The 24,587-nt window shown below is 65.5% G+C and carries 24 protein-coding genes; 19 read left to right on the plus strand and 5 right to left on the minus strand.

Annotated elements, in window-relative coordinates; genetic code table 11:
* Window positions 1-43: 43 nt before the first annotated feature.
* Together C8E02_RS11250 and C8E02_RS11255 are read right to left on the minus strand one after the other, a co-directional pair.
* On the minus strand, window positions 44-1,015 hold the full coding sequence (locus tag C8E02_RS11250) for a GlxA family transcriptional regulator (RefSeq protein ID WP_047965697.1): 972 nt from the start codon (window positions 1,013-1,015) through the stop codon (window positions 44-46).
* Between the two features lie 483 nt (window positions 1,016-1,498).
* Window positions 1,499-1,729, minus strand: a complete 231-nt coding sequence (locus tag C8E02_RS11255; protein ID WP_120810941.1) for a DUF3079 domain-containing protein — start codon at window positions 1,727-1,729, stop codon at window positions 1,499-1,501.
* Between the two features lie 276 nt (window positions 1,730-2,005).
* Here C8E02_RS11255 and C8E02_RS11260 point away from each other — a divergent pair, with 276 nt between their 5' ends.
* The 11 genes from C8E02_RS11260 (at window position 2,006) to C8E02_RS11310 (ending at window position 11,591) form a co-directional block, all read left to right on the plus strand.
* A complete protein-coding gene (locus C8E02_RS11260) occupies window positions 2,006-2,770 on the plus strand; it encodes a transporter substrate-binding domain-containing protein (protein ID WP_047965698.1) in 765 nt (254 codons plus the stop codon).
* Window positions 2,771-3,029: 259 nt separating this feature from the next.
* Window positions 3,030-3,686, plus strand: a complete 657-nt coding sequence (locus tag C8E02_RS11265; protein WP_147424489.1) for a hypothetical protein — start codon at window positions 3,030-3,032, stop codon at window positions 3,684-3,686.
* Window positions 3,687-3,702: 16 nt separating this feature from the next.
* Window positions 3,703-4,215: an Lrp/AsnC family transcriptional regulator gene (locus C8E02_RS11270; protein ID WP_047965699.1), complete on the plus strand. Its 513-nt coding sequence runs from the start codon at window positions 3,703-3,705 to the stop codon at window positions 4,213-4,215.
* An 87-nt stretch (window positions 4,216-4,302) separates the two neighbouring features.
* Entirely contained in the window at window positions 4,303-5,370 is a 1,068-nt protein-coding gene (locus C8E02_RS11275) for a homoserine dehydrogenase (RefSeq protein WP_120810844.1), read from the plus strand.
* A complete protein-coding gene (locus C8E02_RS11280; RefSeq protein WP_120810845.1) occupies window positions 5,367-6,782 on the plus strand; it encodes an aldehyde dehydrogenase family protein in 1,416 nt (471 codons plus the stop codon). The genes C8E02_RS11275 and C8E02_RS11280 overlap by 4 nt, the downstream gene beginning before the upstream one ends.
* Window positions 6,783-6,877: 95 nt before the next feature.
* On the plus strand, window positions 6,878-7,675 hold the full coding sequence (locus C8E02_RS11285) for an ABC transporter ATP-binding protein (RefSeq protein WP_047965702.1): 798 nt from the start codon (window positions 6,878-6,880) through the stop codon (window positions 7,673-7,675).
* A gap of 28 nt (window positions 7,676-7,703) precedes the next feature.
* Window positions 7,704-8,480, plus strand: coding sequence for an ABC transporter substrate-binding protein (locus C8E02_RS11290; protein WP_120810846.1), 777 nt, complete (start codon window positions 7,704-7,706; stop codon window positions 8,478-8,480).
* A 48-nt stretch (window positions 8,481-8,528) separates the two neighbouring features.
* Complete coding sequence (locus C8E02_RS11295; protein WP_120810847.1) at window positions 8,529-9,206, plus strand: ABC transporter permease; 678 nt, start codon at window positions 8,529-8,531, stop codon at window positions 9,204-9,206.
* Window positions 9,207-9,217: 11 nt separating this feature from the next.
* On the plus strand, window positions 9,218-9,904 hold the full coding sequence (locus tag C8E02_RS11300; RefSeq protein ID WP_120810848.1) for an ABC transporter permease: 687 nt from the start codon (window positions 9,218-9,220) through the stop codon (window positions 9,902-9,904).
* Between the two features lie 35 nt (window positions 9,905-9,939).
* Complete coding sequence (locus tag C8E02_RS11305; protein WP_120810942.1) at window positions 9,940-11,109, plus strand: trans-sulfuration enzyme family protein; 1,170 nt, start codon at window positions 9,940-9,942, stop codon at window positions 11,107-11,109.
* 44 nt (window positions 11,110-11,153) lie between these two features.
* Window positions 11,154-11,591 carry an Lrp/AsnC family transcriptional regulator gene (locus C8E02_RS11310; protein WP_120810849.1) on the plus strand — a complete coding sequence of 146 codons (438 nt, stop codon included), beginning with the start codon at window positions 11,154-11,156 and terminating at the stop codon, window positions 11,589-11,591.
* 121 nt (window positions 11,592-11,712) lie between these two features.
* Here the strand turns inward: C8E02_RS11310 and C8E02_RS11315 are convergent, their stop codons facing one another.
* From C8E02_RS11315 to C8E02_RS11325, 3 genes are all read right to left on the minus strand, one after another.
* Complete coding sequence (locus C8E02_RS11315) at window positions 11,713-13,449, minus strand: hypothetical protein (RefSeq protein ID WP_147424490.1); 1,737 nt, start codon at window positions 13,447-13,449, stop codon at window positions 11,713-11,715.
* Window positions 13,450-13,451: 2 nt separating this feature from the next.
* Window positions 13,452-15,266, minus strand: a complete 1,815-nt coding sequence (locus C8E02_RS11320) for a hypothetical protein (RefSeq protein WP_147424491.1) — start codon at window positions 15,264-15,266, stop codon at window positions 13,452-13,454.
* A gap of 66 nt (window positions 15,267-15,332) precedes the next feature.
* A complete protein-coding gene (locus C8E02_RS11325; protein ID WP_170152148.1) occupies window positions 15,333-17,291 on the minus strand; it encodes an autotransporter family protein in 1,959 nt (652 codons plus the stop codon).
* Window positions 17,292-17,535: 244 nt separating this feature from the next.
* Between C8E02_RS11325 and C8E02_RS11330 the strand changes: the two genes are divergently transcribed.
* The 8 genes from C8E02_RS11330 to C8E02_RS11365 all read left to right on the plus strand — a co-directional run bounded on the left by C8E02_RS11330 (window position 17,536) and on the right by C8E02_RS11365 (window position 24,294).
* The gene (locus C8E02_RS11330; RefSeq protein WP_170152149.1) at window positions 17,536-18,129 is read left to right on the plus strand and encodes a TIGR02466 family protein; all 594 of its coding nucleotides are present in this window, start codon (window positions 17,536-17,538) and stop codon (window positions 18,127-18,129) included.
* A gap of 208 nt (window positions 18,130-18,337) precedes the next feature.
* Window positions 18,338-18,898, plus strand: coding sequence for a phosphoribosyltransferase family protein (locus C8E02_RS11335; protein ID WP_120810854.1), 561 nt, complete (start codon window positions 18,338-18,340; stop codon window positions 18,896-18,898).
* 17 nt (window positions 18,899-18,915) lie between these two features.
* The gene (locus tag C8E02_RS11340) at window positions 18,916-19,536 is read left to right on the plus strand and encodes a phosphoribosyltransferase (RefSeq protein WP_120810855.1); all 621 of its coding nucleotides are present in this window, start codon (window positions 18,916-18,918) and stop codon (window positions 19,534-19,536) included.
* A 417-nt stretch (window positions 19,537-19,953) separates the two neighbouring features.
* Window positions 19,954-20,757, plus strand: coding sequence for a bestrophin-like domain (locus C8E02_RS11345; RefSeq protein ID WP_147424492.1), 804 nt, complete (start codon window positions 19,954-19,956; stop codon window positions 20,755-20,757).
* Between the two features lie 109 nt (window positions 20,758-20,866).
* On the plus strand, window positions 20,867-21,442 hold the full coding sequence (locus tag C8E02_RS11350) for a paraquat-inducible protein A (protein WP_211329226.1): 576 nt from the start codon (window positions 20,867-20,869) through the stop codon (window positions 21,440-21,442).
* A gap of 134 nt (window positions 21,443-21,576) precedes the next feature.
* Complete coding sequence (locus tag C8E02_RS11355) at window positions 21,577-22,074, plus strand: paraquat-inducible protein A (protein WP_238377236.1); 498 nt, start codon at window positions 21,577-21,579, stop codon at window positions 22,072-22,074.
* On the plus strand, window positions 22,055-23,704 hold the full coding sequence (locus C8E02_RS11360; RefSeq protein WP_245961132.1) for a PqiB family protein: 1,650 nt from the start codon (window positions 22,055-22,057) through the stop codon (window positions 23,702-23,704). Before C8E02_RS11355 ends, C8E02_RS11360 begins: the two co-directional genes overlap by 20 nt.
* Window positions 23,701-24,294, plus strand: a complete 594-nt coding sequence (locus C8E02_RS11365) for a PqiC family protein (protein WP_120810858.1) — start codon at window positions 23,701-23,703, stop codon at window positions 24,292-24,294. Before C8E02_RS11360 ends, C8E02_RS11365 begins: the two co-directional genes overlap by 4 nt.
* The last annotated feature ends 293 nt before the right edge of the window (window positions 24,295-24,587 follow it).

Here is a 24,587-nt window from a genome sequence, read left to right on the forward strand (position 1 = left end):
CAGCCGGCGCATCTGCGGCCAACGTTGGCCGCAGACGGCGGCCTCAGCCCTCGTCGGCGAGGTCGCTGTCGCCGGGGAAGCGCTCCTCGCGCGGCGAGATGCCGAAATGGGTGCGGTACACGGTGGAAAAGTGCGGCCCGGAAGAAAAGCCGCACAGCAAGCCGATCTGCACCACCGACTTGCCGGTGTTGCGCAGCAGCTGCCGCGCGCGCTCCAGCCGCAGCTGCAGGTAGTAGCGCGACGGCGAATCGTCGAGGTATTGCTTGAACAGGCGCGCCAGCTGGCGCCGCGACTGGTTGGTGAGCCGCGCCAGCTCGTCGGTGGTCAGCGGCTCCTCGATATTGGCTTCCATCAGCATCACCGCCTCGGTCAGCTTGGGATGCTTCTCGCCGACCCGCGCCAGCAGCGGCACGCGCTGGCGTTCGTCGCTGCCGCGCACGCGCTCGGCACACAGCACCGCGGCGATGGACTCCACCAGCTCGACGCCGTGCTGGCGCCCGATCAGCGCCAGCGTGCCGTCGATCTGCGCCAGGCCGCCGGCACAGGTAAAGCGGCCGCGATCCAGCTCGTACACATGCTGCGACGCCACCACACTGCGAAAGCGCTCGGCAAAGGCCGGCTGTTCCGGCCAGTGAATGGTCGCGTGGTAGCCGTCGAGCAGCCCGGCACTGGCCAGCCACCAGGCACCGCAGTGCACCCCGCCCAGCAGCGACACGCGGGACGCCAGCAGCGCCAGCGCATGGCAGCACAGCGCGGCATCGCTGAACGGCAGCACGCCCTCGCTGAGCACGAACAGCTGGTCGCAGGCCTCGGCATCGCGCAGCGCGCCGCTCACCGGGTAGCGCATGCCGCCGGCCATCGGCAGCGGCTGGCCGTTCCAGCTATAGAAGCGCAACTGGTACAGCGTCTTGCCGGCCAGGCGGTTGGCCTGCAGGAAGGGCTCGGCGAAGCAGCCGATGCCGAACGGCGAACACGGCGGCAGCAGCAGCACCGCCAGCTGCAGCGGCGCCGTCATCGGCCGGCCCCCGCGAACGGCGGGACGGGCTGTTGCCGGGCGGCAATGACGGGCAGGAACATGCTTCACTCCTTGGCGGCTGACGCTGCCGATGGCAGCGGATGAATAGGGATGACAGGCAACGCGCACGGCGGGAGCACGGCCACCGCGACACCCGATGCGGCGACGGCATTTAGCGGCGCCGGCGGCGCGAACGGACGCACCCAGCCTGTTGCGTACGCATCATTTCAGCAATCCCCGCGCCCCACAACGGCCGGCGGCGTGCCTGGTGCGGCGCAGCAATCGGCCAGACACGAAAAATTGTCCAGCCTTATCAAGGAGATAAAATTTTTTCTTACTGGAAAGGACTAGCGGCGACGGTGCCGCTTCTGTACAGCGATGTCACCTGTACGCAAGTGGCGGGCGGTGCGACGGCGCCTGGCCGCGGTCGCGATGACCGCGGGCCGGCACTGGTGTGCGGCCAACCTTTGCCCGCGACGGCGCTCAGCTGCCGCTGGCGACAGGCGGTGTGGTGGGCGCCGGCTGCGCCACATCATCGTCCGGGGTGATGCCCCAGTCGCCCCACAGATACCAGTCGTCGCCGAGCATCTCGGCCGGGTGCTGGGTGCGGCCGGAACCGTTGCCACACTGCAGGGAGCTGGCCGGGCAGTACTTGTCGCAGCCCCAGCAGATGCGCTCCGGGTGCTTGGGGTGCAGCGGGAATTTCTTGGCCATGGCGGAGTGCGGGCGTGGTGCCGGGAGGCCGTCCCGGCCCGGTGTCGCGCCGGATGGCGACGGGTCAGCGGCCATTGTAGCCACTCGCGCCAGCGCGGCATTGATGGCAGTCAAGCGCCAGAAATGCGTCGCCGCCGGATTTTTCATGTCGCACTGGCAAAAAAGCCGCACAAATGTATACACAATTGACGCACGGTTGGCACGCGTCCGCGATTAAGATAGAAACAGCCGCGGAGTGCGACACACACCGCAACGACAAAGGAAAACGGAGACAACATGAACTACAAACACCTGCTGGCGCTGACCGCCATCTGCTCGCTGCCATTGCTGGCACAAGCCCAAACCATCCGCATCGTCACCGATGTCAGCTACCCGCCGTTCTCGAAACAGGCCGCCGACGGCAGCATCACCGGCTTCGATCCGGACATCGCCCGCGCCATCTGTACCGAGGCTAAGCTGCAGTGCGAACTGAAGGCGATGGACTTCGACGGCATTGTGCCGGCGCTGCAGGCCAAGAAGTTTGAAGTCGCCATCGCCTCGATGAGCATCACCGCGGAACGCGCCAAGATCGTCGATTTCAGCGACATGTACTTCAACGTGCCCGGCCGCCTGCTGGCCAAGGAAGGTACCCAGATCAACGACGCCTGGTACAAGGGCAAGAACATCGGCGTGCTGCGCAGCGCCGTGCAGCAACAGGAAGCCAACGACAAGCTGAAGCCGAAAGGCGCGCAGATCAAGGTCTACGGCAAGATCACCGACGCCTTCCTCGACCTGTCCAGCCAGCGTCTGGACGCGGTGTTCCTGGAGTCCACCGTGGGTGAGGAAGACTTCCTGAAAACCGGCAAGGGCAAGGGCTACGCCTTTGTCGGCCCGGTGTTCAACGATCCGAAGTACTACCAGGGCTGCGGCATTGCGGTACAGAAAGGCAACAAGGAACTGCTGGCCAAGATCAACGTGGCCCTGAAGAAAATCCTGAAGGACGGCACCTACAAGAAGATCCAGGACAAGTACTTCAGCAACGACATCTACCCGTTCAAGTAAGCCACACCGCCGGCGCGCCAGCGCCGCGTCGGCCCCCCGCAACCCGCACCGTCCCGGTGCGGGTTTTGTTTTGCCGCGGCCACCGTTTGCCGCCGTCATCAACGCAGCCAGACGGAACATAATCCTGAAAATTGGCGCGTCTGCGTAACAAAAGTGCATCACATTGCGCTTTCGCCGCGATCACTCTCTGCATAATGACAGTCAAGGTGTCGCTGCCACAGCCCGGGTCCGGGGCGGCAGCAAGACGGGAGGGGGTCGTATGCGTGAACCATTTTCTGCCGGCGAATTGCCGTTGCTGCACGACGGCAGTGTCGTGATGCCGCCCGGTCCGCAGTGGCGCTGCCGGCTGTTGCCGGCCCCCGGCGTCGCCGGCCACCCGCTGTCTGCCGCGCAGCGGCAGCACGCGCTGGCACTGCTGCAGCAATTGCGCCCGGCCGGCATCCCGCTGACGCCGCCTGTGCCGCACCCGGCGGGCCTGTGCTGTCACGCCGCTGCCGACGCCGACGGCCGGGTGCAGGCCCATGCCCTGCTGCGCGCTGACCGCAGCGTGGAAATGGTCGCCGTGCTGCCCACCGGCTGCTGGCCGCCGCACGCGCGCGCCTGGTGGCCGGGGGTGTACGAGATTCCGCTATTGCAGCAAATCACCCTGCTGCTGCCGCTGGCCGGCGCGCTGGCGCTGCCAACCCCCTGCTCGCTGCAGATGACGCTGCTGGCGCTGCAGGGCAGCGCGCTGATCGCCAAGCGCCAGCAAGGCTCGGAACGGGCCTATCCGCTGCCAGCGGGCGTTGACCGTATCGAACTGCCGACGGTGCGCCTAGATGGCTTCGACGCCGAGCGCAAGCGCGCGCTGATCCAGGCGCTGGACCAGGTGCGCCGCTGTGCGGGGGCCGACACGGCCACCGCGTTCTATCTCTAATTTTCCGGTACCCGCCATGAGCACAACGCTTGATTCGTTCGACCAAAAGATCCTCACCATCATGCAGCGCGACTGCTCGGTCAAGGCGGAGGTGATTGCCGAGGCCATCGGCCTGTCCGCCTCCGCCGTGCAGAAACGCCTCAAGCGGCTGCGCGCGGAAAAGATCATCACCGCCGAAGTGGCCGTGCTCGACCGCGCGCTGGTCGGGCGGCCGATGAGCTTTGTCGCCGCCATGGAAATCGAGCGCGACAACTACGACACCGTCAACCGCTTCCGCGAGTGGGCGAAGCAGATCGACGCCATCCAGCAGATCTACTACGTGACCGGCGCCGCCGACCTGATCGTCATCATCACCGCGCAGGATGTCGAGGCCTACGACCGCCTGACGGCGCGGGTGATGGAGAACAACCCGATGATCCGCCGCATCACCACCAACGTGGTGCTCAACACCCTGAAAACCTCGCTGTTCATCCCGGTGGAAGGCGACGGGCAAAGCGCAGCCGACAGCAGCCAAATTGCAACAAAATAACCGTTTTTAGCGTCATTTTGTCGATTGTTGGCGCCATTTTGCCGCCGTAACATGAAGTTCCACACTCGAACACGAAGGGATCTAGCGATGACTTTCCGATTGGCACTGATTGGTTTCGGCGGCGTGAACCAGGGCCTGGTGGCCCTGCTCAAGGCCAAGCAAGGCAAGCTGAACGGCCTCGACATCCGCATCACCGCGCTGGCCGACCTGCGCCTGGGCGTGGTCAGCAACCCGCAGGGGCTGGATCTCGACGCGCTGCTGGCAACCGCCGACAGCGGCTTCGCCACCGACGCGCTGCGCCGCGACCCCGCCACCCGCATCAGCGAACACATCGACCTGGCTGCCACCCTGGAGCTGGTCACCGCCGACTACGTCGACGTGGTGGTCGAGGCCACCTTCACCGACCCGCACACCGGCGAGCCGGCGCTGTCGCACTGCCGTGCCGCGCTGAGCCACGGCAAGCACGTGATCACCACCAACAAGGGCCCGATCGCGCTGGCACAGCAGTCGCTCGCCCAGCTGGCTGCGGCCAACGGCGCCGCCATCAAGTACGAGGGCGCGGTGATGAGCGGCACGCCGGTGCTGCGCCAGATCAGCACCACGCTGCGCGGCTGCGAGATCAACGGCTTTGCCGGCATCCTCAACGGCACCTCCAACTTCGTACTGGAACGGCTGGCACAGGGCCACGACTTCGACGACGCGGTGCGCGAGGCGCAGGCACTCGGCTATGCCGAAGCCGACCCCAGCGCCGACCTCGGCGGTGGCGACGTGCAGCTGAAGGTGGTGATCCTCGCCAACACGCTGTGGCAGGCCGGCCTGACCCGCTCCGATGTCAGCTGCCGCGGCATCACCGGCCTCACCAGTGCCGATATCCAAGCCGCGCAGGCCGCCGGACGCAGCTGGCGACTGGTCGGCGCCGCCACCCGTCACCCGGACGGCAGCGTCAGCGCCAGCGTCGAGCCACGCGAACTGCCGGCCGGCCACCCGCTGGCGGCGATAGGTGGTGTCACCAATGCCATCACCTTCGACACCGACGTGCTGGGCGGCGTCACCATCAGCGGCCCCGGCGCCGGCCGCGTGGAAACCGCCTTCGCCGTGCTGTCCGACCTGATCGAGCTGGCCGGCCAGACCCGCGGCCAGGAGGTGCAAGCATGAACGCGCCACTCAAGCACCAGGCCATGCACTGCGAAGTGCAGTCGCCGTTCGACGGCAGTGTGGTCGGCAGCGTCGAGCTGACCCCGGTCGAGGCGTTGCCGGCCATCGTCAGCCGCGCCCGCCACGGCGCAACGTTGGCCGCAGCACTGCCGCGCCACCAGCGCGCCGAGCTGCTGCAACGCGCCGCAACCATGGTCGAACAGCAGGCCGCCGAGTTTGCCCGCACCATCGTGCAGGAGTCCGGCAAGGCGCTGCGCCAGGCACGCAAGGAAGTGGCGCGCTGCGTCAACACCCTGCGGCTGTCGGCCGAGGAAGCCAAGCGCCACGGCGGCGAGATCATCCCGTTCGATGCCTACGCCGGTGCCGAAGACCGCAGCGGCTATTTCACCCACGAACCGCTGGGCGTGATCCTCGCCATCACCCCGTTCAACGACCCGCTCAACCTGGTCGCCCACAAGCTGGGGCCGGCGCTGGCCGCCGGCAATGCGGTGATCCTCAAGCCGTCGCTGCTGGCACCGCTGTCGGCGGTGCGGCTGGCGGAGTGCCTGTGGCAGGCCGGCGTGCCGCGCGACGCGCTGCAGCTGGTGCACGGCGGCAGCGAGGTGGCCGCGCCGCTGGTGCGCGACAAGGCGATCCGCATGGTCAGCTTCACCGGCGGCCCGGTCAGCGGCGAGGCCATCACCCGCGAGGCGGGGCTGAAGAAGCTGGCGATGGACCTGGGCGGCAACGCACCGGTGATCGTGATGGCCGACTGCGACCTGCGCGACGCCGCCGAATCCTGTGTCTCCGGCGCGTTCTGGGCCGCCGGCCAGAACTGCATCGGCACCCAGCGCCTGCTTATCGCACGCCCGGTGTACGAGCTGTTCACCCGCTACCTGACCGAGCTGACCGCCGCGATGCGGGTCGGTGACCCGCTGGACGAGGCCACCGACATGGGGCCGATGATCAGCGAGGCGCAGGCCTGCCGCATCGAAAGCTGGGTGGACGAGGCGATCGCAGAGGGCGCCAGCGTGCTGTGCGGCCACCAGCGCCAGGGTGCGCTGTACGCGCCGACCATTCTTGCCGACGTGCCGACCACCGCCCGCGTCTGGCGTGAGGAGGTGTTCGCGCCGGTGGTGATCGTCGCCCCGTTCGACGATCTGGATAGCGCGCTGGCTGCGGCCAACGATAGCGACAGCAGCCTGCAGGCCGGCATCTTCACCAGCCACCTGGAGACGGCGCTGGGCGTCGCGGAACGGCTGCAGGCCGGCGGGGTGATGATCAACGACTCCTCCGACTTCCGCTTCGACGGCATGCCGTTCGGCGGTTTCAAGTACGGCTCGCTGGGACGCGAGGGGGTGCGCTTCGCCATCGCCGAGATGTCGCAGCCCAAGGTGATCTGTTTCAAACGCAAGCGCCTGGGCGCGCACTAAGCGCCTGTTGAAAGTCGTCGTGCCGGCGACGCTGCCGCCGCCGGAAGCTGCACACAAAAAAAGACGTCCACAAATCGAGAAAGAGAGGATCACCCATGACATCCCTAGCCCATCCCGCTTTTTCGCCGCCAGCGCCGGTGCTGGCCATCGAGGACCTGCACAAGTCGTTCGGCAGCGTCGAGATCCTGAAAGGCATTTCACTCACCGCGCACAAGCACGACGTGATCTCGATCCTGGGCAGCAGCGGCTCCGGCAAAAGCACCCTGCTGCGCTGTATCAACCTGCTGGAAACCCCGGACGCCGGCCGCCTGACCATCAACGGCGAGCATCTGGAGATGAAGGCGACGCGCGATGGCGGCCTGACCCTGGCCGACCCGCGGCAGATCACCCGCATCCGTCGCAAGCTGGCCATGGTGTTCCAGCAGTTCAACCTGTGGGCACACATGACGGTGCTGCAGAACGTGATGTTCGTGCCGCAGAAGGTGCTCGGCCTCGGCCGCCAGGAGGCCGAAGCCAAGGCGCTGGAGATGCTGGAAAAGGTGGGCATGGCCGGCAAGTGCCACGCCTACCCTGCCCAACTCTCCGGCGGCCAGCAGCAGCGGGTGGCCATTGCCCGCGCGCTGGCCACCGACCCGGAAGTGCTGCTGTTCGACGAGCCGACCTCGGCGCTGGACCCGGAGCTGGTGGGTGAAGTGCTGAAGGTGATGCGCGCGCTGGCCGAGGACGGCCGCACCATGCTGGTGGTCACCCACGAGATGGGCTTCGCGCGCGAGGTCGCCAGCCGCGTGGTGTTCGTGCACCAGGGCAAGATCGAAGAAGACGGCTGCCCCGATGAAGTGTTCACCCGCCAGCAGTCGCCCCGTTTCCAGAAATTCCTGTCCAGCATCCTGTGATTGCCGCCCCCACCCAAAGGAAATTGCCATGAAAAAGCTCGTGTTCTCCGCCCTCACCGCCCTGACCCTGATCAGCACCGCCCACGCGCAGCAGGTGGTCCGCATCGGCACCCTCGCCGACTACGCCCCGTTCGAATACAAGGACGCCTCCGGCAAGCTGCAGGGGATGGAGATCGAAATCGGCAACAAGATGTGCACCGCGATGAAAGTCACCTGTCAGTGGGTGACCATGGACTTCGACGCGCTGATCCCGGCGCTGAAGGCGCGCCAGATCGATGCGGTGCTGGCCCAGATGTCGAGAACCGCGGAACGGGAAAAATCGGTGGACTTCAGCCGCATCTTCACCACCGCGCCGGTCCACCTGGTGGCGAAGAAAGGCAGCGGCATCAGCCACCAGCCGGCCACGCTGCGCGGCAAGACCGTCGGTGTGCAGACCGCCTCCACCCATGAAAGCTATTTCCGCAACCGCCTGCCGACGAGCAGCAGCGGCATCAACGTCAAGGTCTACCAGTCGCTGGACGCCGCCTGGCTGGATCTGGAGTCCGGCCGCATCCAGGCGGTGTTCGCCGACAGCACCGTGGCCCACGACTGGCTGGCCAAGAGCGGGCAGCAGGCGGGCTTCGCCTTTGCCGGCCAGGCCATCTCCGATGACGCCATCTTTGGCGCCGGCACCGCCATCGCCGTGCGCAAGGGCGACAGCCAACTCAAGGCGCAGTTCGATCTGGCCATTCTCGGTGTGCACAAGGACGGCTACTTCCAGGCCGTCAACAAGCGCTACTTCCCGTTCAGCATCCTGCCGCAATAACCCCACCCGCCGGGCCGCCAGCACGGCGGCCCGCACTGGAGACTCTTCATGGCTGCACTATTCGACTACAGCGCCCAGCTGCTGGAAGGCGCCGGCCTGACCCTGGAACTGGCGTTCACCTCGCTCTGCTTCGGCCTGCTGCTGGGGCTGGCCGGCGCCGCTGCCAAGATGTCGGCACTGCCCTGGCTGCGGCAGGCCGCCTATCTGGTCAGCAACATCCTGCGCGGCATTCCCGAATTCCTGATCCTGCTGATCTGCTACTTCGGCCTGTCCAATCTGATCAACACCCACTTCGCCGGCACGCTGAGCCTCAGCCCGTTTGCCGGTGGCGTGGTAGCGCTGGCGCTGGTGTTCGGCGCCTACGCGTCAGAGGTATTCCGCGGCGCCTTCCTGGCGGTGCCCAAGGGTCAGCTGGAGGCGGCGCGCTCCTACGGCCTGTCGCGCGGGCAGATCTTCTGGTGCGTGCAGCTGCCGCAAGCGTGGCGCATCTGCCTGCCCAGCCTCAACAACATGTGGCAGAACCTGCTGAAGGACACCTCGCTGGTCTCGATCGTCGGGCTGGAGGACATGCTGCGCAAGGCCAGCATCGCCGCACAATTCACCAAGCAGCCCTTCGTGTTCTACGCCGCGGTGGCGGTGGTCTACCTGTTGCTGCTGGCCGTCTCCAACCCCGCGTTTGCCTACTTTGAAAAGCGCGCCAATCGCGGTTACGCCAGCCCGGCGTGAAAGGAACCCTCATGGATCAACTTGCTTCGCTGCTGAGCCTCTCGTGGCCGGCGCTGCTCGACGGACTGTGGATCTCGCTGCAGTTGCTGCTGTTCTCCTGTGTCCTCGGCTTCGCGCTGGCGGTGCCGCTGGCGGTGGCCCGCACCTCGCCGCGGCGCTGGATCGCGCTGCCCTGCCGACTGTTCATGTCCGCCTTCCGCGGCACGCCGCTGCTGGTGCAGATCTTCATCCTCTACTACGGCCTGGCGCAGTTCGAGTGGGTGCGTGATTCCGTGCTGTGGCTGCTGCTCGACGACGCCTTCTCATGTGCGCTCTTGGCGCTGACACTGAACCTGGCGGCGTACATGGCGGAAGACATCCGCGGCGGCATTCTCGGCGTGCCGGCCGGCGAAAAGGAGGCGGCCACCGCCTTCGGCATGAGCCGGCTGATGGTCACCTGGTACATCGTGGTGCCGCGTGCCATCGGCATCGTCGCGCCGACGCTGGGCAACGAGATCGTGCTACAGCTGAAATCCACCGCGCTGGCCAGCACCATCACCGTGCTCGACCTCACCGGCGTGGCGCGACGGCTGTCGATCGAGGCCTACACCACCGACGCGCTGCTGCTGGCCGGCCTGCTCTATATCGTCATCGCCGCCGTGCTGTCGCTGCTGATCAAGTACGGCGAGGCGCGCCTGAACCTACACCAACCGCACTGACCGTGTCCGCGCGCAACCAACCCAGCGAGAACAATATGGACTATCAACTGGAAACCATGGTGATTCATGCCGATGCCGACGTCACCGACGAAAAGGGCGTCGCGCCGGCCATCCACTACTCGGCGGTGTTCAAGGCCGAGGACAGCGCCGAATTCATCGCGATGTCCAGCGAACCACAGCACCCGCGCAACTACACCCGCTACGGCAACCCGGTGCACGAACGGGTGAAAACCGTGATGGCGCAACTGGAGGGCACCGAGACGGCACTGGTCACCGCCTCCGGCATGGGCGCCATCGCCACCACGGTGCTGGCGCTGGTCAAGGCCGGCGACCACGTCATCGGCCAGCGTCGGCACTACATGAGCACCAGCAAGCTGCTGGACGACATGCTGCCGCGCTTCGGCATCGAGGTGACGCTGGTAGAACAGGAAGACGCCGCCGCCTTCGAAGCGGCGATCCGCCCCAACACCCGGCTGATCCTGCTGGAAAGCCCGGTCAACCCGGTGCTGATGCTGACCGACCTCGCCGCCATCACCCGCGTGGCCCGCGCACACGGCATCCTGACCATGGCCGACAACACCTTCTCCTCGCCGATCAACCAGCGCCCGCACGCGCTGGGCGTGGACATCGTGGTGCACAGCGCCACCAAATACCTGGGCGGCCACCACGACATGAGCGGCGGCGTGATCTGCACCAGCAAGACGCTGGCCGAGGAAATCTGGCACACCCACATCACGCTGGGTTCGGTGCTGTCGCCGATGGACGCCTGGCTGCTGCTGCGCGGCCTGCGCACGCTGCCGATGCGCGTCGAGCGCATCAACGCCAATGCACTGGCGCTGGCCCGCTTCCTGGAGCAGCAGCCGCAGGTCGAGCGCGTGTACTACCCGGGGCTGGAGAGCCACCCGCAGCACGAGCTGGCGCGCACGCAGATGCAGGGCTACGGCGGCGTGGTGGCGTTTGGCGTGCGCGGCGGCTACGCCGAGGCCGAGCGCTTCGTCGCCGCGCTGCAGATCCCGCACAACGCCGGCAACCTCGGCGGCGTCGACTCGCTGGCCATCCACACCGCCGCGATGTGGGCCGGCACCATGAGCCCGGCGCAAATGCAGGCGGCCGACATCCCGCTCAACTTCGTCCGCTACTCGGTCGGCATCGAGAATGTCGAAGACCTGAAGCGCGACGTACTGCAGGCGCTTGCCACACTGTGACCCCTAGCGGGCGGCGCCGCCGCCCGTTCCGGAGCTGACCGACCATGAAACTCGACGCCATCGACCAGCACATCCTCGACGAGCTGACGGCCGACGCCCGCATTCCGCTGGCGACGCTGGCCACCCGGCTGGGCCTGTCGCGGCAATCGGTGCGGCAACGCATCGACCGCCTGGAAGGGCAAAAGGTGATCAGCGGCTACACCATCCGCCGCGCCAGCAACAGCAACGCGCACGCGGTACGCGCGGTGATGCTGGTATACCGCAAGGACCGCATGCGCGGCGCCGATGTCACCAGCGTACTCTCCAAAATCCCGGAAGTGGTGGACTGCGCCATCCTCAGCGGCGAGATCGACCTGATGGTGCGGCTGGAGGCCGACTCCCACGAGCGCATCAACGAGATCTGGAGCCAGATCAGCACCCTCGCCGGCGTGCAAAACATCAACACCTGCTTCGTGCTGTCAACCCTGGTGCAGCGGGCGTGAGACGGTCGCGTTCGCGTGAGTGATGCGCGGCGGCAGCTCGGAGCGGCAAGGTTGGCCGCAACCGCCAGCCGCGCGGCCGCGTGCAGGTGATGCCAGCCAGCCGGCGTGTGACCTTCACGGCTCAGGCATCCGCACACTGCAATACCCGCGCCACCCGATCCAGCGGCAGCGCCTCTTCTCGCCACTGCTCTGGCGTGACGGCGATCATCAGCGCGCCAACGCTGCGGTCGCTCAAGAGCGCCAGGCAGCGCTGGTACAGGCTGTCGCAGGCCAGGTGATGACGCTGCCCGGTGGCGTCCTCGCTGTGCTGTGCGGTGGTGAAGTAGCACGCCACACCGGCACGCTGCAGCTCGTCGCGGCGTTGCCGTGCCGCCGCCTCGGCCATGGCGCCGCCGACGAACAGCTCGACCGGGATACGCCCCCCTGTCGGGAACAGCTGCTGCATCAGCCGCGGCATCGCGTCGCGCGAACTCTGGCTGGCACCCAGCGCCGGCGCGGCATTGATCTCGTTGATGATGGCGCCGTTGGCATGCCAGGGCTGGCCGATGTCAGGCGTGATCATGTCGATGCCGGCCACCTCCAGGCCAAACAGCGCCGCCGCACGCAGCGCCAGCGCCAGATTGTCCGGGTGGGCGGCGGCCAGCATGTCTTCGTCGCGGCCGCCATCGGCCGACGATTCGATCGCGCGCAACGCGATCCACGCCCCCGCCGCCGGCACCGACGCCAGCTGCAGTCCCGCCTCGCGCAGGCAGGCACGGGTGTCGTCATCGGCCCGCAACGGCGGCGCGCGTCGCCACGGCGGCAGGGCCAGCTGCTGCAAGTTGGCCGCATCGATCAGCGCCTGGATGCTGCGCACACCATCGCCTTGCACCGCCACCGGCAGGCGCTTGACCACATACATCACCCGGCCGCCGACCACCAGAATGCGATGGCAGACGCCGGGGGCCTGCTGCTCCAGCAGCAGCGGCCAGCCAAAATGCGCGGCCTTGTCCAGCGCCAGCTGCAGCTGCGAGCGGTTGCCGATCCCGGTGCTGACACCTTCGCCACGATCGCGCGCCAGCGGTTTCACCACCAGCGGCCAGCCCAGCTCCTGCGCCGCGGCGCTGGCCTGTTCGCCGTTGCCCACCAGCCGCTGCACAGCCGTGGGCAGCCCCGCCTGCCGCAACCACTGCGCGGCCAGCTGCTTGTTGCCCGCCGCGCGGATGCCGATCGAGGAATCGCTATCCAGCCGGCTGGTGAAGGCGTGCCGCAGATGCACGCCCCAGCCCAGCTGGAACACGCCGTTGCCCTCGTGCCGCCACGGGATGCCGGCGTTGGCCGCAGCCTGCAGCAGTGCCATGCCCGACGGCGCGGCGATGGCGTGCGGCAGCAGCCGCGGCAGGGTGTCCTGCACCAGCGACTGAAAAAACGCCGCCACCGGATCACCGCCTGCAGCCTGCCATGCCACCGCCTGCAGCCAGCGGACACAGCAGTCACAGGCCTGCAGTAGCAGCGCGGCCGGTACGCCATCCAGTTGCGCAAAGGCGATGTCGCACTGCCAGCTCGCCGCCCCATCCTGCGGCGGCGTGATGGCCAGCACCTTGCCGTCGGCCAGCAGCGGTATGCCGCAGGCGCGCAACAGTGCCGGCGTGGCGACGGCTATGCGCCAGGCAAGGCGCTGCAGCTGCGCCTCGACCGGATCATGCGCTGCATCCGGCAGTGCTGGCTCGACCAACGGCTGCTCCAGCCAGGCGTGCAGCCAGCCATCCAGCAATGGCCAGTCCATGTCAGCCGGCAGCGGGCCAAGGCGGATGCTCAACACCTGCTGTGGCTGCCGGATCGTGCCGTCAGCAAGGGAGGGCAAGGTCGTCATCGTCATCGCTACTCCTCTTCAGCGGGTGGCAGGTACGCTTGCAGCAGCGCCAGCCATTGCCCGGCATCTACCGGCGCTTGGTCGCTCGGGGTCTCGGCCACCACCTCCAGCCGCGAAATGCGATCGAGGGGCAGTCCGGCCGCCAGCCAGTGGCCAGTGCTCACCAGCAGCACGGCCTGCACCCGCGGCTCCAGCAACAGCGCCTGCAGCCGGTGATCCGCGTCTCCCGTCATCGCCAGCGGCTGGCCGTGCGCATCGAGACAGAACTCATCGCTACAGATAAAGCAGCTGACGCCCTGCGCCGCCCACGCTGCCTGCCGCTGGCGTGCCGTTGCCAGTGCGGCCGCGGCGCCGATATAGACCTCGACCGGGATGCGGCCGCCAACGGGCCACAGTTGCCGCAGCATGGCGGGCAGATAGCGCCTGTATAGCGTGCCGGCGCCCAGCTGCGGCGCATGATTGACCTCGTTGATCACCGCGCCGTTTTCATGCCACGGGCGCCGGATATCAGGCGAAATGATGTCCACCCCGGCCATCGCCAGCCCCAGCCGGCGGGCGGCACGACAGGCCAGCGCGATGTTGTCCGGATGTACCAGCCGGGTCACATCCTCATCCTGCGCACCGTCGATATTGCTGGGGATGTCGCGCAGGAAGAGCGGCGTGCCGGCGGGCGGGATGCTGTGCCAGTCATGGCCCTGCCGGGCGAGGCAAGCGGTCGCGACCTGATCCTGCGGCAGCGGTGGCAGGCGCCACCACAGCATCTCCTCCTGTCGCCGGCGGTTCTCCGCAGCCAGACAGTGTGCGAGATCATGGCGGCCATCGGCGACCAGCGCAGCCGGCCGGCGGCGCATCACGAACAGCAGCTCGCCATCCACCACCTGCAGGTGATGGGTGTCGCCGGCGACCTGGCGCTCGACAATCACCTCGCCGGCCACGGCGGCCGCCAGCCGAAAGGCCAGGCGGGCGGCGGTCTCGTCCGCCACGCCGACGCTCACCCCCTGCCCGCCCTCGCCACTGGCCGGCTTGAACACCAGCGGTGTCGCCATTTCGCGCCATGCCAGTACCGCATCGGCCTCCGTCGCCAACAGCCGCTGCTTCGGCACTGGCATGCCGGCACTGGCCAGCCAGCGCCGGGTCAGCACCTTGTTGCCGCTGACCTGGATGCCGAGCATCGAATCCGTCGCCAGCCCGCCCTGCTGCAGCCGTCGAGCATGACCGCCCCAGCCGATCTGGTAGCAGCCCTGCCCCAGATGCTGCCACGGCAGTTTGGCCGCCGCGGCAGCGGCCAGCAGCGACAAGGTGGTGTCGTCGGTCGGATTGTGCCGGCACAACGGCCCGATCAGCGTCGCCTCCAGTTGCCGGTACAACACTTCACTCGCGGCAAAGTGGCCGGGGTTGGCGAGATAGCCGCTCAGCACGATGGCGGCGGCTTCGTAACAGCGTGTGACATCCGCCGCCGGGAAATAGGCCACGTGCGCAATCGCCGCCTCCACCTGCCAGCCATCAGCCACCGCCGGCAGCAGCCGCGTGATCACCCCCGGCGTGAATACCGGGATGCGTGCCAGCCGCTGCAGCTGTGCGGCCAACTGCAGCACGCGCCAGGCCCACTGCGCCACGCACTGTTCGCCAGCAGTCCACAGTGGGTCCACGGCAACGGGCGTGAGCGCTAGCCGGAATGTCGCCGCCAGCCAGACGTCGGCCGCCTGCCAGTCGGCGTCTGGCGCCAGCGCCGCAGAGCGGAAGCGTAGGGTCTGAACCGGCTGGGACAGCCCGTAGCGGTAAACCGGCGAACGGGCAGGCTGCAACTCGAGTATGTAGGTCATGAAAAAAAGCATAAAAAATGGCAGTGGCGCGCGCCACTGCCATGGTCAGTCATAAAACCGGCTGGCTTAGAACATCCAGCGCAGTTTGACCGACACCGTCTGGTTCAGGAAGTCGGTCTTGTACAGCGCATCGTAACGGCCGGTGATTTCCATGCCGCTGGCGGTTTTGTGGCTCAGGCCGAAACCGCCACGCACCTGCCACGGGCTGGGTTTCGCACCGTAGGTGACAAATGCCGCATTGGGCGCACCGGCAAAGGCCGACACGATGGACGAGCGCTCGTTGAGGGTATCGTAACCGACGCCGAGGTTGGCCTGCAGCTGGGTGCCGTTGCCGAGATCCTTGTTCAGTTTGCCTTCCAGCGCCAGTACCAGTGCATCCGACTTACGGCTTTGCACCTGCAGGTTCAGTGCGCCGGCACCGGTTTCGCTATAGGCCTGATCCTTGATCCAGGTGTAGTCGGCACGCAGCGACGGAATGACCGTGGTACTGCTATCCAGCGCATAGCTGCGACCGATACCCAGGCCGGCATGCGCGGTGAAGCTGTCATAGTCGGAAGCGGCCGTGGACTGGGTGAACGCGATCCGGCGCTCGCCCTGCGAGTTGCCCTGGCCAACGTCCACCTGGAAATTCAGGTTGGTGCGCTCGTCCAGGCTGTAGCTGCCGTAGCCGACCAGCTGATAGACATCCACTTCGCTGCTCTGCTTCGCGACCGTGGACTTGCCGTCGATATCGATATTGGCATAGGCCAGCGCGCCACCCAGACGCAGCTGCGGCGACAAGGCACCGTCGACCCCGAGCGTCAGACCACGGGTGCGCGCATCATAGCCGGCCACGCCGTCACGGTTTTCCTGCTCCGCCCAGGAGCCGAACGGTTTTACCCACACATAACGGTCGCTGAACGCCTGGTCACCGGCCGACAGGCCGGTACTGCCTTCGATACGTGCCTGCACGATCTGGTTGACGCTGGACAGCGCATCCTGCGTCGCGGCGATGGAAGCACCGGTATGCAGCGGCAGGGTCTGCGACACCGCGTCGGACACTTCCTGTGCCGTAGCCAGCTGGCCCAGCGCATCGACCACTTCTTGCAGACCGGTGGCACCGGAGTCCAGCACCTGTGCCGCGCCCAGCCCCGGGGTATTGCTGTTGTCACGCGCCGCCTGCTCCACCGTCAGTGCGCGCACGGCATCGATGTACAGGGTGTTGGAGAGCACCCGCTGCTCGAAGTTGAACAGCGCACTGTTGTCGGTGATCTGCGAGAAGGTGCCATTGAAGGTATTCGTCGCGTGGATGATGCCGAAGGAGTTGAGGCCGGAACTCAGGCTCAGGCCGCTGTTGGCCTTCACGTCCACATCCAGCGTACCGTTCAGGTTAACGTTGGCCGCCTGCAGGTAGCTGTAGCTGCCCTCGTCACTGGTGGAGACAATGGCGACCCGCAGCGTGGCACCGGACTCCTGGCTGAAGGTGCCACTCAGCTGCGCTGAGCCGGTGCTACCGCTATTGCGCAGGTCGTCCCTGTCGGCATTAGTCTTGAGTGTCACCACGCCGCTGCCAGCATTGGTCAGGTTGGTGGCGACGATGGAGCCGGCGATCTGGCCCTCGTTAAAGATATTGACGCTCTGTCCCGGGCTGCCTGCCCGGTTCACCGCATAGTTCTGCCCCACCATCACGCCGCTGCTGTTGTTGTTGATCTGGGTGCTGTAAGTACCTGAGGTATCCTGCACATAAATCGCAGTATTGCCGGTGATGCGGCCACTGTTGTCAATAGAGGTAGAAAACTCGTTGCCAGTGCTGACCGTAACGGCAGTGCTGCCGCTCACATCGATCTTACCGGCAGAGCTAACGGTCAGGTTGCTACACACCGTCGCCGCCGTGGTTGTCTCGGTGGTGACGGAGGTAGCGCAGCCGACCGCTTGCGCCGAACCGGCGGCCAATGCAAAACAGGCGGCGGCGGTGGCCAGCACCAGCGGTTTTTGCTTGCTGGCAGGTTGGCCGCAGGCAGGACGGGCAGAGAATGGGGTGGGCATGGCTATTCCTAAGTCTGGTACAGGTGGCGACATTGTGATTACATAAAGACAACTTGAAAATAAAATGTCATAACATCGGGCAATTTATTATCCCTACTGTGGTTTTCCATACTCGAAAACAGGGATGACAGCCCGCTAATACAGGCGTTTCGTCGCCAAGGCCACAAACTGTCTGCACATGACCACCACAGCAACACTGCCGGTATGCAGCGCACTTTATAAACAAACTTTGAAAAATACCTCGATGCCGCAACTCAATCTTGCCCACATGGAGCTGTTTCCGACCCGGGTCTGGTCGGTCAGCCTGTCAACCCTGAACGAGCACGTACCGCAATGGACAGCACAGATCGAATCGTGGCGGCAGCAGAATCCGGTTGCGGAGGGACGCTCCAACCGCATGGGCTGGAACAGTACGCAGACACTGTTTGATGACCCGCTTTTTCTGCCGCTGGCACAGGCGGTACGCACCGTTTTCGATTTCATCTTCAACGAAATGGGCCCACCACTGCATCGCTACCAGCTGAAAGCCTGGGCCAATGTGCACGACGCGGGCGGCTACAACACCTTTCACAATCATGCCGGAGCACTGCTCAGCGCCTGTTACTACCTGAAGGTACCCGCCGGCAGCGGGCCCATCGTGCTGCGTGACCCGCGACCCGGCGCGCTGTTGTCACCGTGGCAGGGCAGCTTGCGCCCCAACGCCGGCAGCGAAATTTCCATTACCCCGGAAGCCGGCCAGCTACTGGTGTTCCCCAACTGGCTGGAACATGGCACCGAAGTCCATGCCGGCAGCGAGTCGCGCATCTCGATCCCGGTCAATGCCGTCCTGGGCATCTGACCCGGGGCTTCCGTGACACGCCGCCCCCGGCTTGCCCGCGGCCAGGCCGCTTGCTATACACAGGACAGCCCGCAACAACAAGGGCGATGCCATGCTCGCGTGACACCCGCCTTGTGATACCGGCAGCAGGAAACGCCGCGCGCGCCCGCTTGCGGCCAACCTTTCGATGCGGCCGCTGGCACCAACTTGCAGCGAGGTGATTCCCGCCATGACACCCGGTTCACGAACCTGCCTGTTTGACGCGGCGCAACTGACGGATCTGCTCGATGCCATGGCCGCGCGGAGCGCTGGCCTGCTGCGCGGCCGGCAACGCGTGGCGGTGATCGGCATCCGCCGCCGTGGCGCACCACTGGCCGACCTGCTCACCGAGCGGCTGGTGGCGGTGCATGGCATGGCGCCGCCGTTGCGGCTGGACCTGCTGGTCAAGCGCTACGCCGACGATCTCACCCTGCTGCACCCGGAAACACAACTTACCGAGCAGGCGCAACACGCGGCGCTGGATCTCTCCGGCTACACCCTGCTGGTGGTCGACGACGTGCTCTACAGCGGGCACTCCATCCTGAAAGTGGTGAATTATCTGGTGCAGAAGCAGCCCGCCGCCATCCGGGTCGCCGTGCTGGTGGAGCGGGCCGGCCGCTGTCTGCCGCTGGCCGCCGACGTGGTCGGCACCCGGCTGGAGATTGCGCCCCCGGACATCATCGAGTGCCATGTGCCGCCGTTTGAAAGCGACTTCAAGATCGAGCTGTTGCAGCCCGATCGCCCCCACTGACCCCGACGGAAAACGCCATGTTTGCAGACCGCGATGATGCCGCGCGCCAGTTGGCCGCACGGCTGCAGCCCTACAGGGGCCAGCACCCGCTGGTGCTGGCGATCCCGCGCGGTGCGGTGCCGATGGCCAGGTTGCTCGCCGACGCGCTGGGCGGGGATTTCGATGTCGTGCTGGTGCGCAAGCTGCGCGCGCCGCGCCATGCGGAAACCGCCATCGGTGCCATTGACGAAAGCGGCTGGACCTACCTGGCGCCCTACGCGACGGCGATGGGCGCGGATCAGGACTACATCGAGCGCGAGAAACAGACGCAGCTGGCGACCATCCACGCGCGGCGGGAAAGCTACACCCCGATCCGGCCGCCGCTGGACCCCGCCGGCCGGCTGGTGATCGTGGTCGACGACGGCCTGGCGACCGGCGCCACCATGCTGGCGGCACTGCACGCGCTGCGCCACAAAAAGCCGGAGCGGCTGGTCTGTGCCGTGCCGGTGGCCTCGCCCGATGCGCTAGAGCTGGTGCGCCCGCTGGCCGACGAGGTGGTCTGCCTGCACGCGCCGCCCTACTTCCAGGCTGTCGGCCAGTTCTACCGCCACTTCCCGCAGGTGGAAGACGAGGAAGTGATCGCGCTGCTCGGCGGCTGAAGCCGTTGCCGCCGCCGAACGAATCTGCTGACGGTCGCAAGCCGCAGCCGTTGCCGGCAACAGGCGACACAAACCCGCCGCCTTGCCACGCCATAGTCTTGCCCTCGTCCTGGCTTCATTAGACCTTGACAGTGGTTCCGCTCTGCCAACATAATTTTACCAGACGGTATAGTTATTTAACGGATAACGGGGCAAGCGGACACGCTGCGTGCCGACTTTGCCGTCCCTCTTTGTGCGAAATGTCCGCCCCCTGCCATCGTCTGGTATGGAGCGGTGATCGAAGCACGCGTAACAAGGGCAAGAATGGACAATGGGCAAACCGTAACGACTCGTTCAACAAGGTGGCCATGCCCCGGTTACCCGACTTCACACCAGAAAGCCGCCAGGCGGTTTAACGATAAACAAGATGGGGTGTCTATGAGTACGCTGAGCCGCTGTGCCCTGGTTGCCCTTATGGTGCTTTGTTTTGCGATTCTTGGCATGTCCATTCATGAATTCATCCCGTTCCAGATGAGTTTTCCCATGGACATGGCCCGTTCCATATCGGGCCTGGTTGGCACGCTGTTCGCTATCGTTCTGGGGTTGCTGGTGTCGTCATCCTACAATGCCTTTAACGGTCATAAGGCCGACTTGAATTCACTAGTAACCGTCCTGGCCAATATCGACCTGCTGCTAAAGAGATTTCAGTCCAAGGACAATCCCTCTCGTCACATCCTGAGGGAAATTGTCATCGCCCTGCATTGTCGCTACTGGCCTGAAAAAAATGGCACGCACTGGAAAAAGGTCGGCTATGCCAATCTTTCTGACGACATCGATGGCATGATCGAGATCAACAAGATCGCGGAAAGCATGCCCGGCGTAACGCAAGATGACATTAATGCCATCCGGCAACTTTCCAGTAATTTTGTAACCACTCAATCCAATATCATCAGAAACCTGTCGAACCAGGTTCCGTCACTGTTGCTATTCATCATTTTTGGCTGGGCATGCCTGTTGTTTTTTCTATATGGCTGTACAGGTGAGGCCAGCTTGTTTTCTGCTTTTCTGCTGTCCATGGGGTCCTTGGCCGTTGCCAGTACAAATTTCCTGATACTGGAATTAACCCAACCCTACCATGGCATTTTCAAGGTCTCGAGTGCGGCGCTGGATTTACTGATTGACTCCATGAACAAAGACCAACAGGAACTCTCGTCAAATAAGCAACCCGCGACATTCATTTGAATGATTTTTATCTGGTGCCTGCTTTTCAAAAAATGCCCAACATCCAATGATGTCGAATCGTAAAAACAGCACGCATCATCACGCCAAGACTGCTTGCCACGAATGTGACTTGCTGCAGGTACTGCCGGTGGCCGTCACGCAAAACGTGGTCTGCTGCCGCTGCGGCGCACTGCTGCATCGCGCGCCGGGTGATCAGCCGCAGACCTCGCTGGCGCTGGTGTTGGCCACCCTGTTCGTCTTCGCGCTGGCCAATGTGTTTCCCGTGGTGGGACTGGAGGTGGGCGGGGTGCGCACCGCCACCACGCTGCTGGGCACCGTCTCGCAGCTGATGCATCAGGACATGCTGCCGGTGGCCATGCTGGTGCTGTTCACCGGTGTGCTGCTGCCGGGCATCGAGTTGCTGGCCTTGCTCTACCTATTGCTGCCATTGACGCTGGGCCGTGTGCCGCACGGCTTCCCCCGCGTGATGCGCGCGATCCAGATGCTGCACCCCTGGGGGATGGTGGAAGTATTCTTGCTCGGCGTGCTGGTGTCGCTGGTCAAGTTGGCCCATCTGGCCCAGGTACATCCCGGTATCGGGCTGTGGTCGTTTTTCGTGCTGATCGTGCTGCTGGCTACCAGTGCCAGCCGCTTCGACGCGGCCCTGCTGTGGGAGCGATACGAAGCATGCCGCGCTATCCGCTGAATTCCGCCGCCGCGCGCGGCTGGTGGCATTGCCACGCTTGCGGCCTGTTGTGCCGGGGCGTGGATGAGCGTCCCGGCACGGCGGCCGTCTGTCCACGCTGCGGGGCCGAGGTGAGGGCGCGCAAGAAGCGCAGCGTGGAATACGCCTGGGCCTTCCTGCTGGCCGCCATCATCTGTTATCTGCCGGCCAATCTGCTGCCCATCATGGAAACCGTCATGCTGTCCGGTACGCAGAGCGACACCATCATGAGCGGCGTGGTGTTCCTCTGGCAAAGCGGCTCCTGGCCGCTGGCACTGGTGGTTTTCATTGCCAGCGTGCTGGTGCCGCTGCTCAAGATTCTGGCCATGCTGCTGTTGCTGGTCACCGTACAGTGCCGCTCGCGCTGGGCGCCGCGGCAACGCACGCGGCTGTACCGCTTACTGGAAGCCATCGGCCCGTGGTCGATGCTGGATATTTATGTCGTGGCGCTGCTGGTGTCGCTGGTGCAGCTGCAGTCGCTGGCCAGCATCAAGGCCGGCCCTGGCGCCATGGCCTTCGGCGCGGTAGTGGTGCTCACCATGCTGTCCGCCATGTGTTTCGACCCCAGGCTCATCTGGGACCCCATCGAGGTAAATGATGATCGACAAGCGTGACGACGCACCGGACGAACCGGTGCAACAGGAATTGCCGCAGGCCAGGCTGGAGGAACGACGGCGCTGGTCACCCTCGCTGGTGTGGCTGATCCCGGTGGTGGCCGCGCTGATAGGGGGCTACCTGACCGTGCAAGCCATCCTGTCGCGCGGCCCCACCATTACCATCGCTTTTCACAACGCCGAAGGCCTGGAGGCCGGCAAGACGCGCATCAAGTACCGGGATGTGGACATCGGCGAGGTGACCTCGGTAAAAGTGAGCGAGGACCGCAAGAGCATCATTGCCACCGCGCAGATAAGCAAGGAGGCCGAGCCCTATCTCACCAGCGACAGTCGCTTCTGGATCGTCCGACCGCGTATCGCCGGCGGCAGCGTGTCCGGCCTCGGCACCCTGCTGTCCGGCGCCTATATCGGCATGGACGCGGGGCGGAGCAAGACCAGCAGCCAGCATTTCACCGGTCTGGACGTGCCTCCCATCATCACCGGCGACCTGCCGGGCAGGCAGTTCGTGCTGAAATCCGCCGATCTCGGCTCGCTGGACATCGGCGCGCCGGTGTACTTCCGCCGGGTGCCGGTAGGGCAAGTGGTCGCCTACGCCCTGGACAAGAGTGGGCAGGGGCTGGACCTCACCGTCTTCATCAACGCCCCCTACGACCGCTTCGTGGTGCCGGATACCCGCTTCTGGCACGCCAGCGGCGTAGACCTTTCCATTTCCGCCAACGGGCTGAAGGTAAACACACAGTCTCTGACGGCCATCGCGCTGGGGGGCATCGCCTTCGAGTCACCATCCTCTGGCGAGAGCGCGCAGCCAGCGGCAGCAGGCGCGGTATTCGGCCTGGCGGAAACCCGCGATGTGGCCATGCGCACGGCGGATCACGAGGTGTATCCGATACGGCTCAAATTCCAGCAGTCGGTGCGTGGCCTCTCCGTGGGTGCGCCGGTGGACTTCCGTGGCATTGTCATTGGCGAGGTGACGGCCATCGGCCTGGAACAGGACAAGGCACGCAAGGATTTCAACATGCTGGTGGATGTGCGCATCTTTCCCAGCCGCTTGCTGGCCATGTCGAGCAATCTCGACAAGGACCGCAGCCTTCGCCAGCAACTGTCGCTCAAGCAAATGGTGACAAACGGCCTGCGCGCCCAGTTGCGCTCCGGCAGCCTGATTACCGGCCAGCTGTTCGTGGCGCTGGACTTCTTCCGCGACGCCAAGCCGGCACAACTGGGACACGAGCAGGACATGGACGTGATGCCGACCATCCCGGGCGATCTGGAAGAGCTGCAGGCCATGATGCAACGCATCGCCCGCAAGCTGGACAAGATGCCGCTGGAATCCATCAGCGCAGGACTGGACCAGTCCGTTCACGAGTTGCGCGCCATGCTGGCCGCCACCCGCCAACTGATGGGCAACATCGACGACAAGATGCTGCCGCAGGCCACGCAAACACTGGACAAGCTGCAAAAGACGCTGGACGACACCCAGCAAGTGCTGCAGGCCAACTCGCCGCTACAGCAGGACATGCGCAACGCCGCGCTTGAGGTCAGCGAAACCGCACGCAGTGTCCGTGCCCTGGTCGATTATCTCGACCGTCATCCCGAAGCACTGATTCGCGGCAAGCAAGGAGACGCCCAATGAAATGCCGCTTCGCACTCCTGGCGGTACTGATGCTGGCGGGCTGTGCCTCCGTGCCAGCCACCTTCCATGACCTCGCCGCCATCGCACCGGCTCCGGGCGAGCTGACTTCCGGCGCCAGTCTGCTGGTGGGGCCGGTGACCTTGCCGGCTGGCGTAGACCATCCCCAGCTGGTGCTGGAACAGGCGGATGGCCGTTTGCTGCTGGCCGAGGAGCAGCGCTGGGTCGCCAGCCTGCCGCGACTGCTCGCGCAGGCGGTGGCCCTGGATTTGTCGCGCCAGTCAGGCCTGGGCACCGTGTACGCTTGGCCGCAGCCCGGCTTGGCGCAGACCGATTTTTCGCTCCTGCTTGATGTGAGGGTGTTCCGGCTGGCCCCCGGCAAGGAGGCCGAGCTGGAGGCTGGCTGGCGCCTGCTTGCCAAGGGACGGGACCGGCCGTTGCTGACCGGGGTGTTCCACGCCAGGGAGGCCGTTACCGGTGGCCAGGTGAGCGATGTGGTGAAAGCGCAGGCGCGACTGCTTGATAAACTGGCCCAGTTCCTGTCCGCGAAATTCTGTGAGCAAATACGTTTGTCCCCCGCTGGGACGTTTTAATGGAATGCACCTTGCCGGAAGCGGCAACGGGGCGGCACCGTGGCCTCCCGCGGATCGATGCGAGCGTCACCATCGACGGCAAATCGATCGGCCGGGGCGCTGGACACCGCCCCTCCCCGAAGGGCTCCTGCCATCAACGGCGGCGTTGTCGGCTTTGCGCCTGGCACCGGGAGCGAAACCGAAGCGGACTGACGGGGACACGAAGCCGAAACGGGTACCAAGCGGGGTCAGCGACAACAGCGCGGCGATGACGACAAGCGCCAGCGTAGTCGCCACCAACCGCAGAGGCGGCT

This window comes from Vogesella indigofera (genome assembly GCF_003633895.1).
Classification (GTDB): Bacteria; Pseudomonadota; Gammaproteobacteria; order Burkholderiales; family Chromobacteriaceae; genus Vogesella; species Vogesella indigofera.

What these genes read in the sequence shown, in the direction of transcription:
- C8E02_RS11280 (WP_120810845.1), top strand. Translation starts at nt 5,367, where the DNA reads ATGAACGCGCCACTCAAGCACCAGGCCATGCACTGCGAAGTGCAGTCG.
- C8E02_RS11305 (WP_120810942.1), top strand. Translation starts at nt 9,940, where the DNA reads ATGGACTATCAACTGGAAACCATGGTGATTCATGCCGATGCCGACGTC.
- C8E02_RS11325 (WP_170152148.1), bottom strand. Translation starts at nt 17,291, where the DNA reads ATGCCCACCCCATTCTCTGCCCGTCCTGCCTGCGGCCAACCTGCCAGC.
- C8E02_RS11310 (WP_120810849.1), top strand. Translation starts at nt 11,154, where the DNA reads ATGAAACTCGACGCCATCGACCAGCACATCCTCGACGAGCTGACGGCC.
- C8E02_RS11275 (WP_120810844.1), top strand. Translation starts at nt 4,303, where the DNA reads ATGACTTTCCGATTGGCACTGATTGGTTTCGGCGGCGTGAACCAGGGC.
- C8E02_RS11365 (WP_120810858.1), top strand. Translation starts at nt 23,701, where the DNA reads ATGAAATGCCGCTTCGCACTCCTGGCGGTACTGATGCTGGCGGGCTGT.
- C8E02_RS11315 (WP_147424490.1), bottom strand. Translation starts at nt 13,449, where the DNA reads ATGACGATGACGACCTTGCCCTCCCTTGCTGACGGCACGATCCGGCAG.
- C8E02_RS11265 (WP_147424489.1), top strand. Translation starts at nt 3,030, where the DNA reads ATGCGTGAACCATTTTCTGCCGGCGAATTGCCGTTGCTGCACGACGGC.
- C8E02_RS11330 (WP_170152149.1), top strand. Translation starts at nt 17,536, where the DNA reads ATGCCGCAACTCAATCTTGCCCACATGGAGCTGTTTCCGACCCGGGTC.
- C8E02_RS11270 (WP_047965699.1), top strand. Translation starts at nt 3,703, where the DNA reads ATGAGCACAACGCTTGATTCGTTCGACCAAAAGATCCTCACCATCATG.
- C8E02_RS11300 (WP_120810848.1), top strand. Translation starts at nt 9,218, where the DNA reads ATGGATCAACTTGCTTCGCTGCTGAGCCTCTCGTGGCCGGCGCTGCTC.
- C8E02_RS11320 (WP_147424491.1), bottom strand. Translation starts at nt 15,266, where the DNA reads ATGACCTACATACTCGAGTTGCAGCCTGCCCGTTCGCCGGTTTACCGC.
- C8E02_RS11260 (WP_047965698.1), top strand. Translation starts at nt 2,006, where the DNA reads ATGAACTACAAACACCTGCTGGCGCTGACCGCCATCTGCTCGCTGCCA.
- C8E02_RS11285 (WP_047965702.1), top strand. Translation starts at nt 6,878, where the DNA reads ATGACATCCCTAGCCCATCCCGCTTTTTCGCCGCCAGCGCCGGTGCTG.
- C8E02_RS11295 (WP_120810847.1), top strand. Translation starts at nt 8,529, where the DNA reads ATGGCTGCACTATTCGACTACAGCGCCCAGCTGCTGGAAGGCGCCGGC.
- C8E02_RS11250 (WP_047965697.1), bottom strand. Translation starts at nt 1,015, where the DNA reads ATGACGGCGCCGCTGCAGCTGGCGGTGCTGCTGCTGCCGCCGTGTTCG.
- C8E02_RS11335 (WP_120810854.1), top strand. Translation starts at nt 18,338, where the DNA reads ATGACACCCGGTTCACGAACCTGCCTGTTTGACGCGGCGCAACTGACG.
- C8E02_RS11255 (WP_120810941.1), bottom strand. Translation starts at nt 1,729, where the DNA reads ATGGCCAAGAAATTCCCGCTGCACCCCAAGCACCCGGAGCGCATCTGC.
- C8E02_RS11340 (WP_120810855.1), top strand. Translation starts at nt 18,916, where the DNA reads ATGTTTGCAGACCGCGATGATGCCGCGCGCCAGTTGGCCGCACGGCTG.
- C8E02_RS11290 (WP_120810846.1), top strand. Translation starts at nt 7,704, where the DNA reads ATGAAAAAGCTCGTGTTCTCCGCCCTCACCGCCCTGACCCTGATCAGC.
- C8E02_RS11360 (WP_245961132.1), top strand. Translation starts at nt 22,055, where the DNA reads ATGATGATCGACAAGCGTGACGACGCACCGGACGAACCGGTGCAACAG.
- C8E02_RS11345 (WP_147424492.1), top strand. Translation starts at nt 19,954, where the DNA reads ATGAGTACGCTGAGCCGCTGTGCCCTGGTTGCCCTTATGGTGCTTTGT.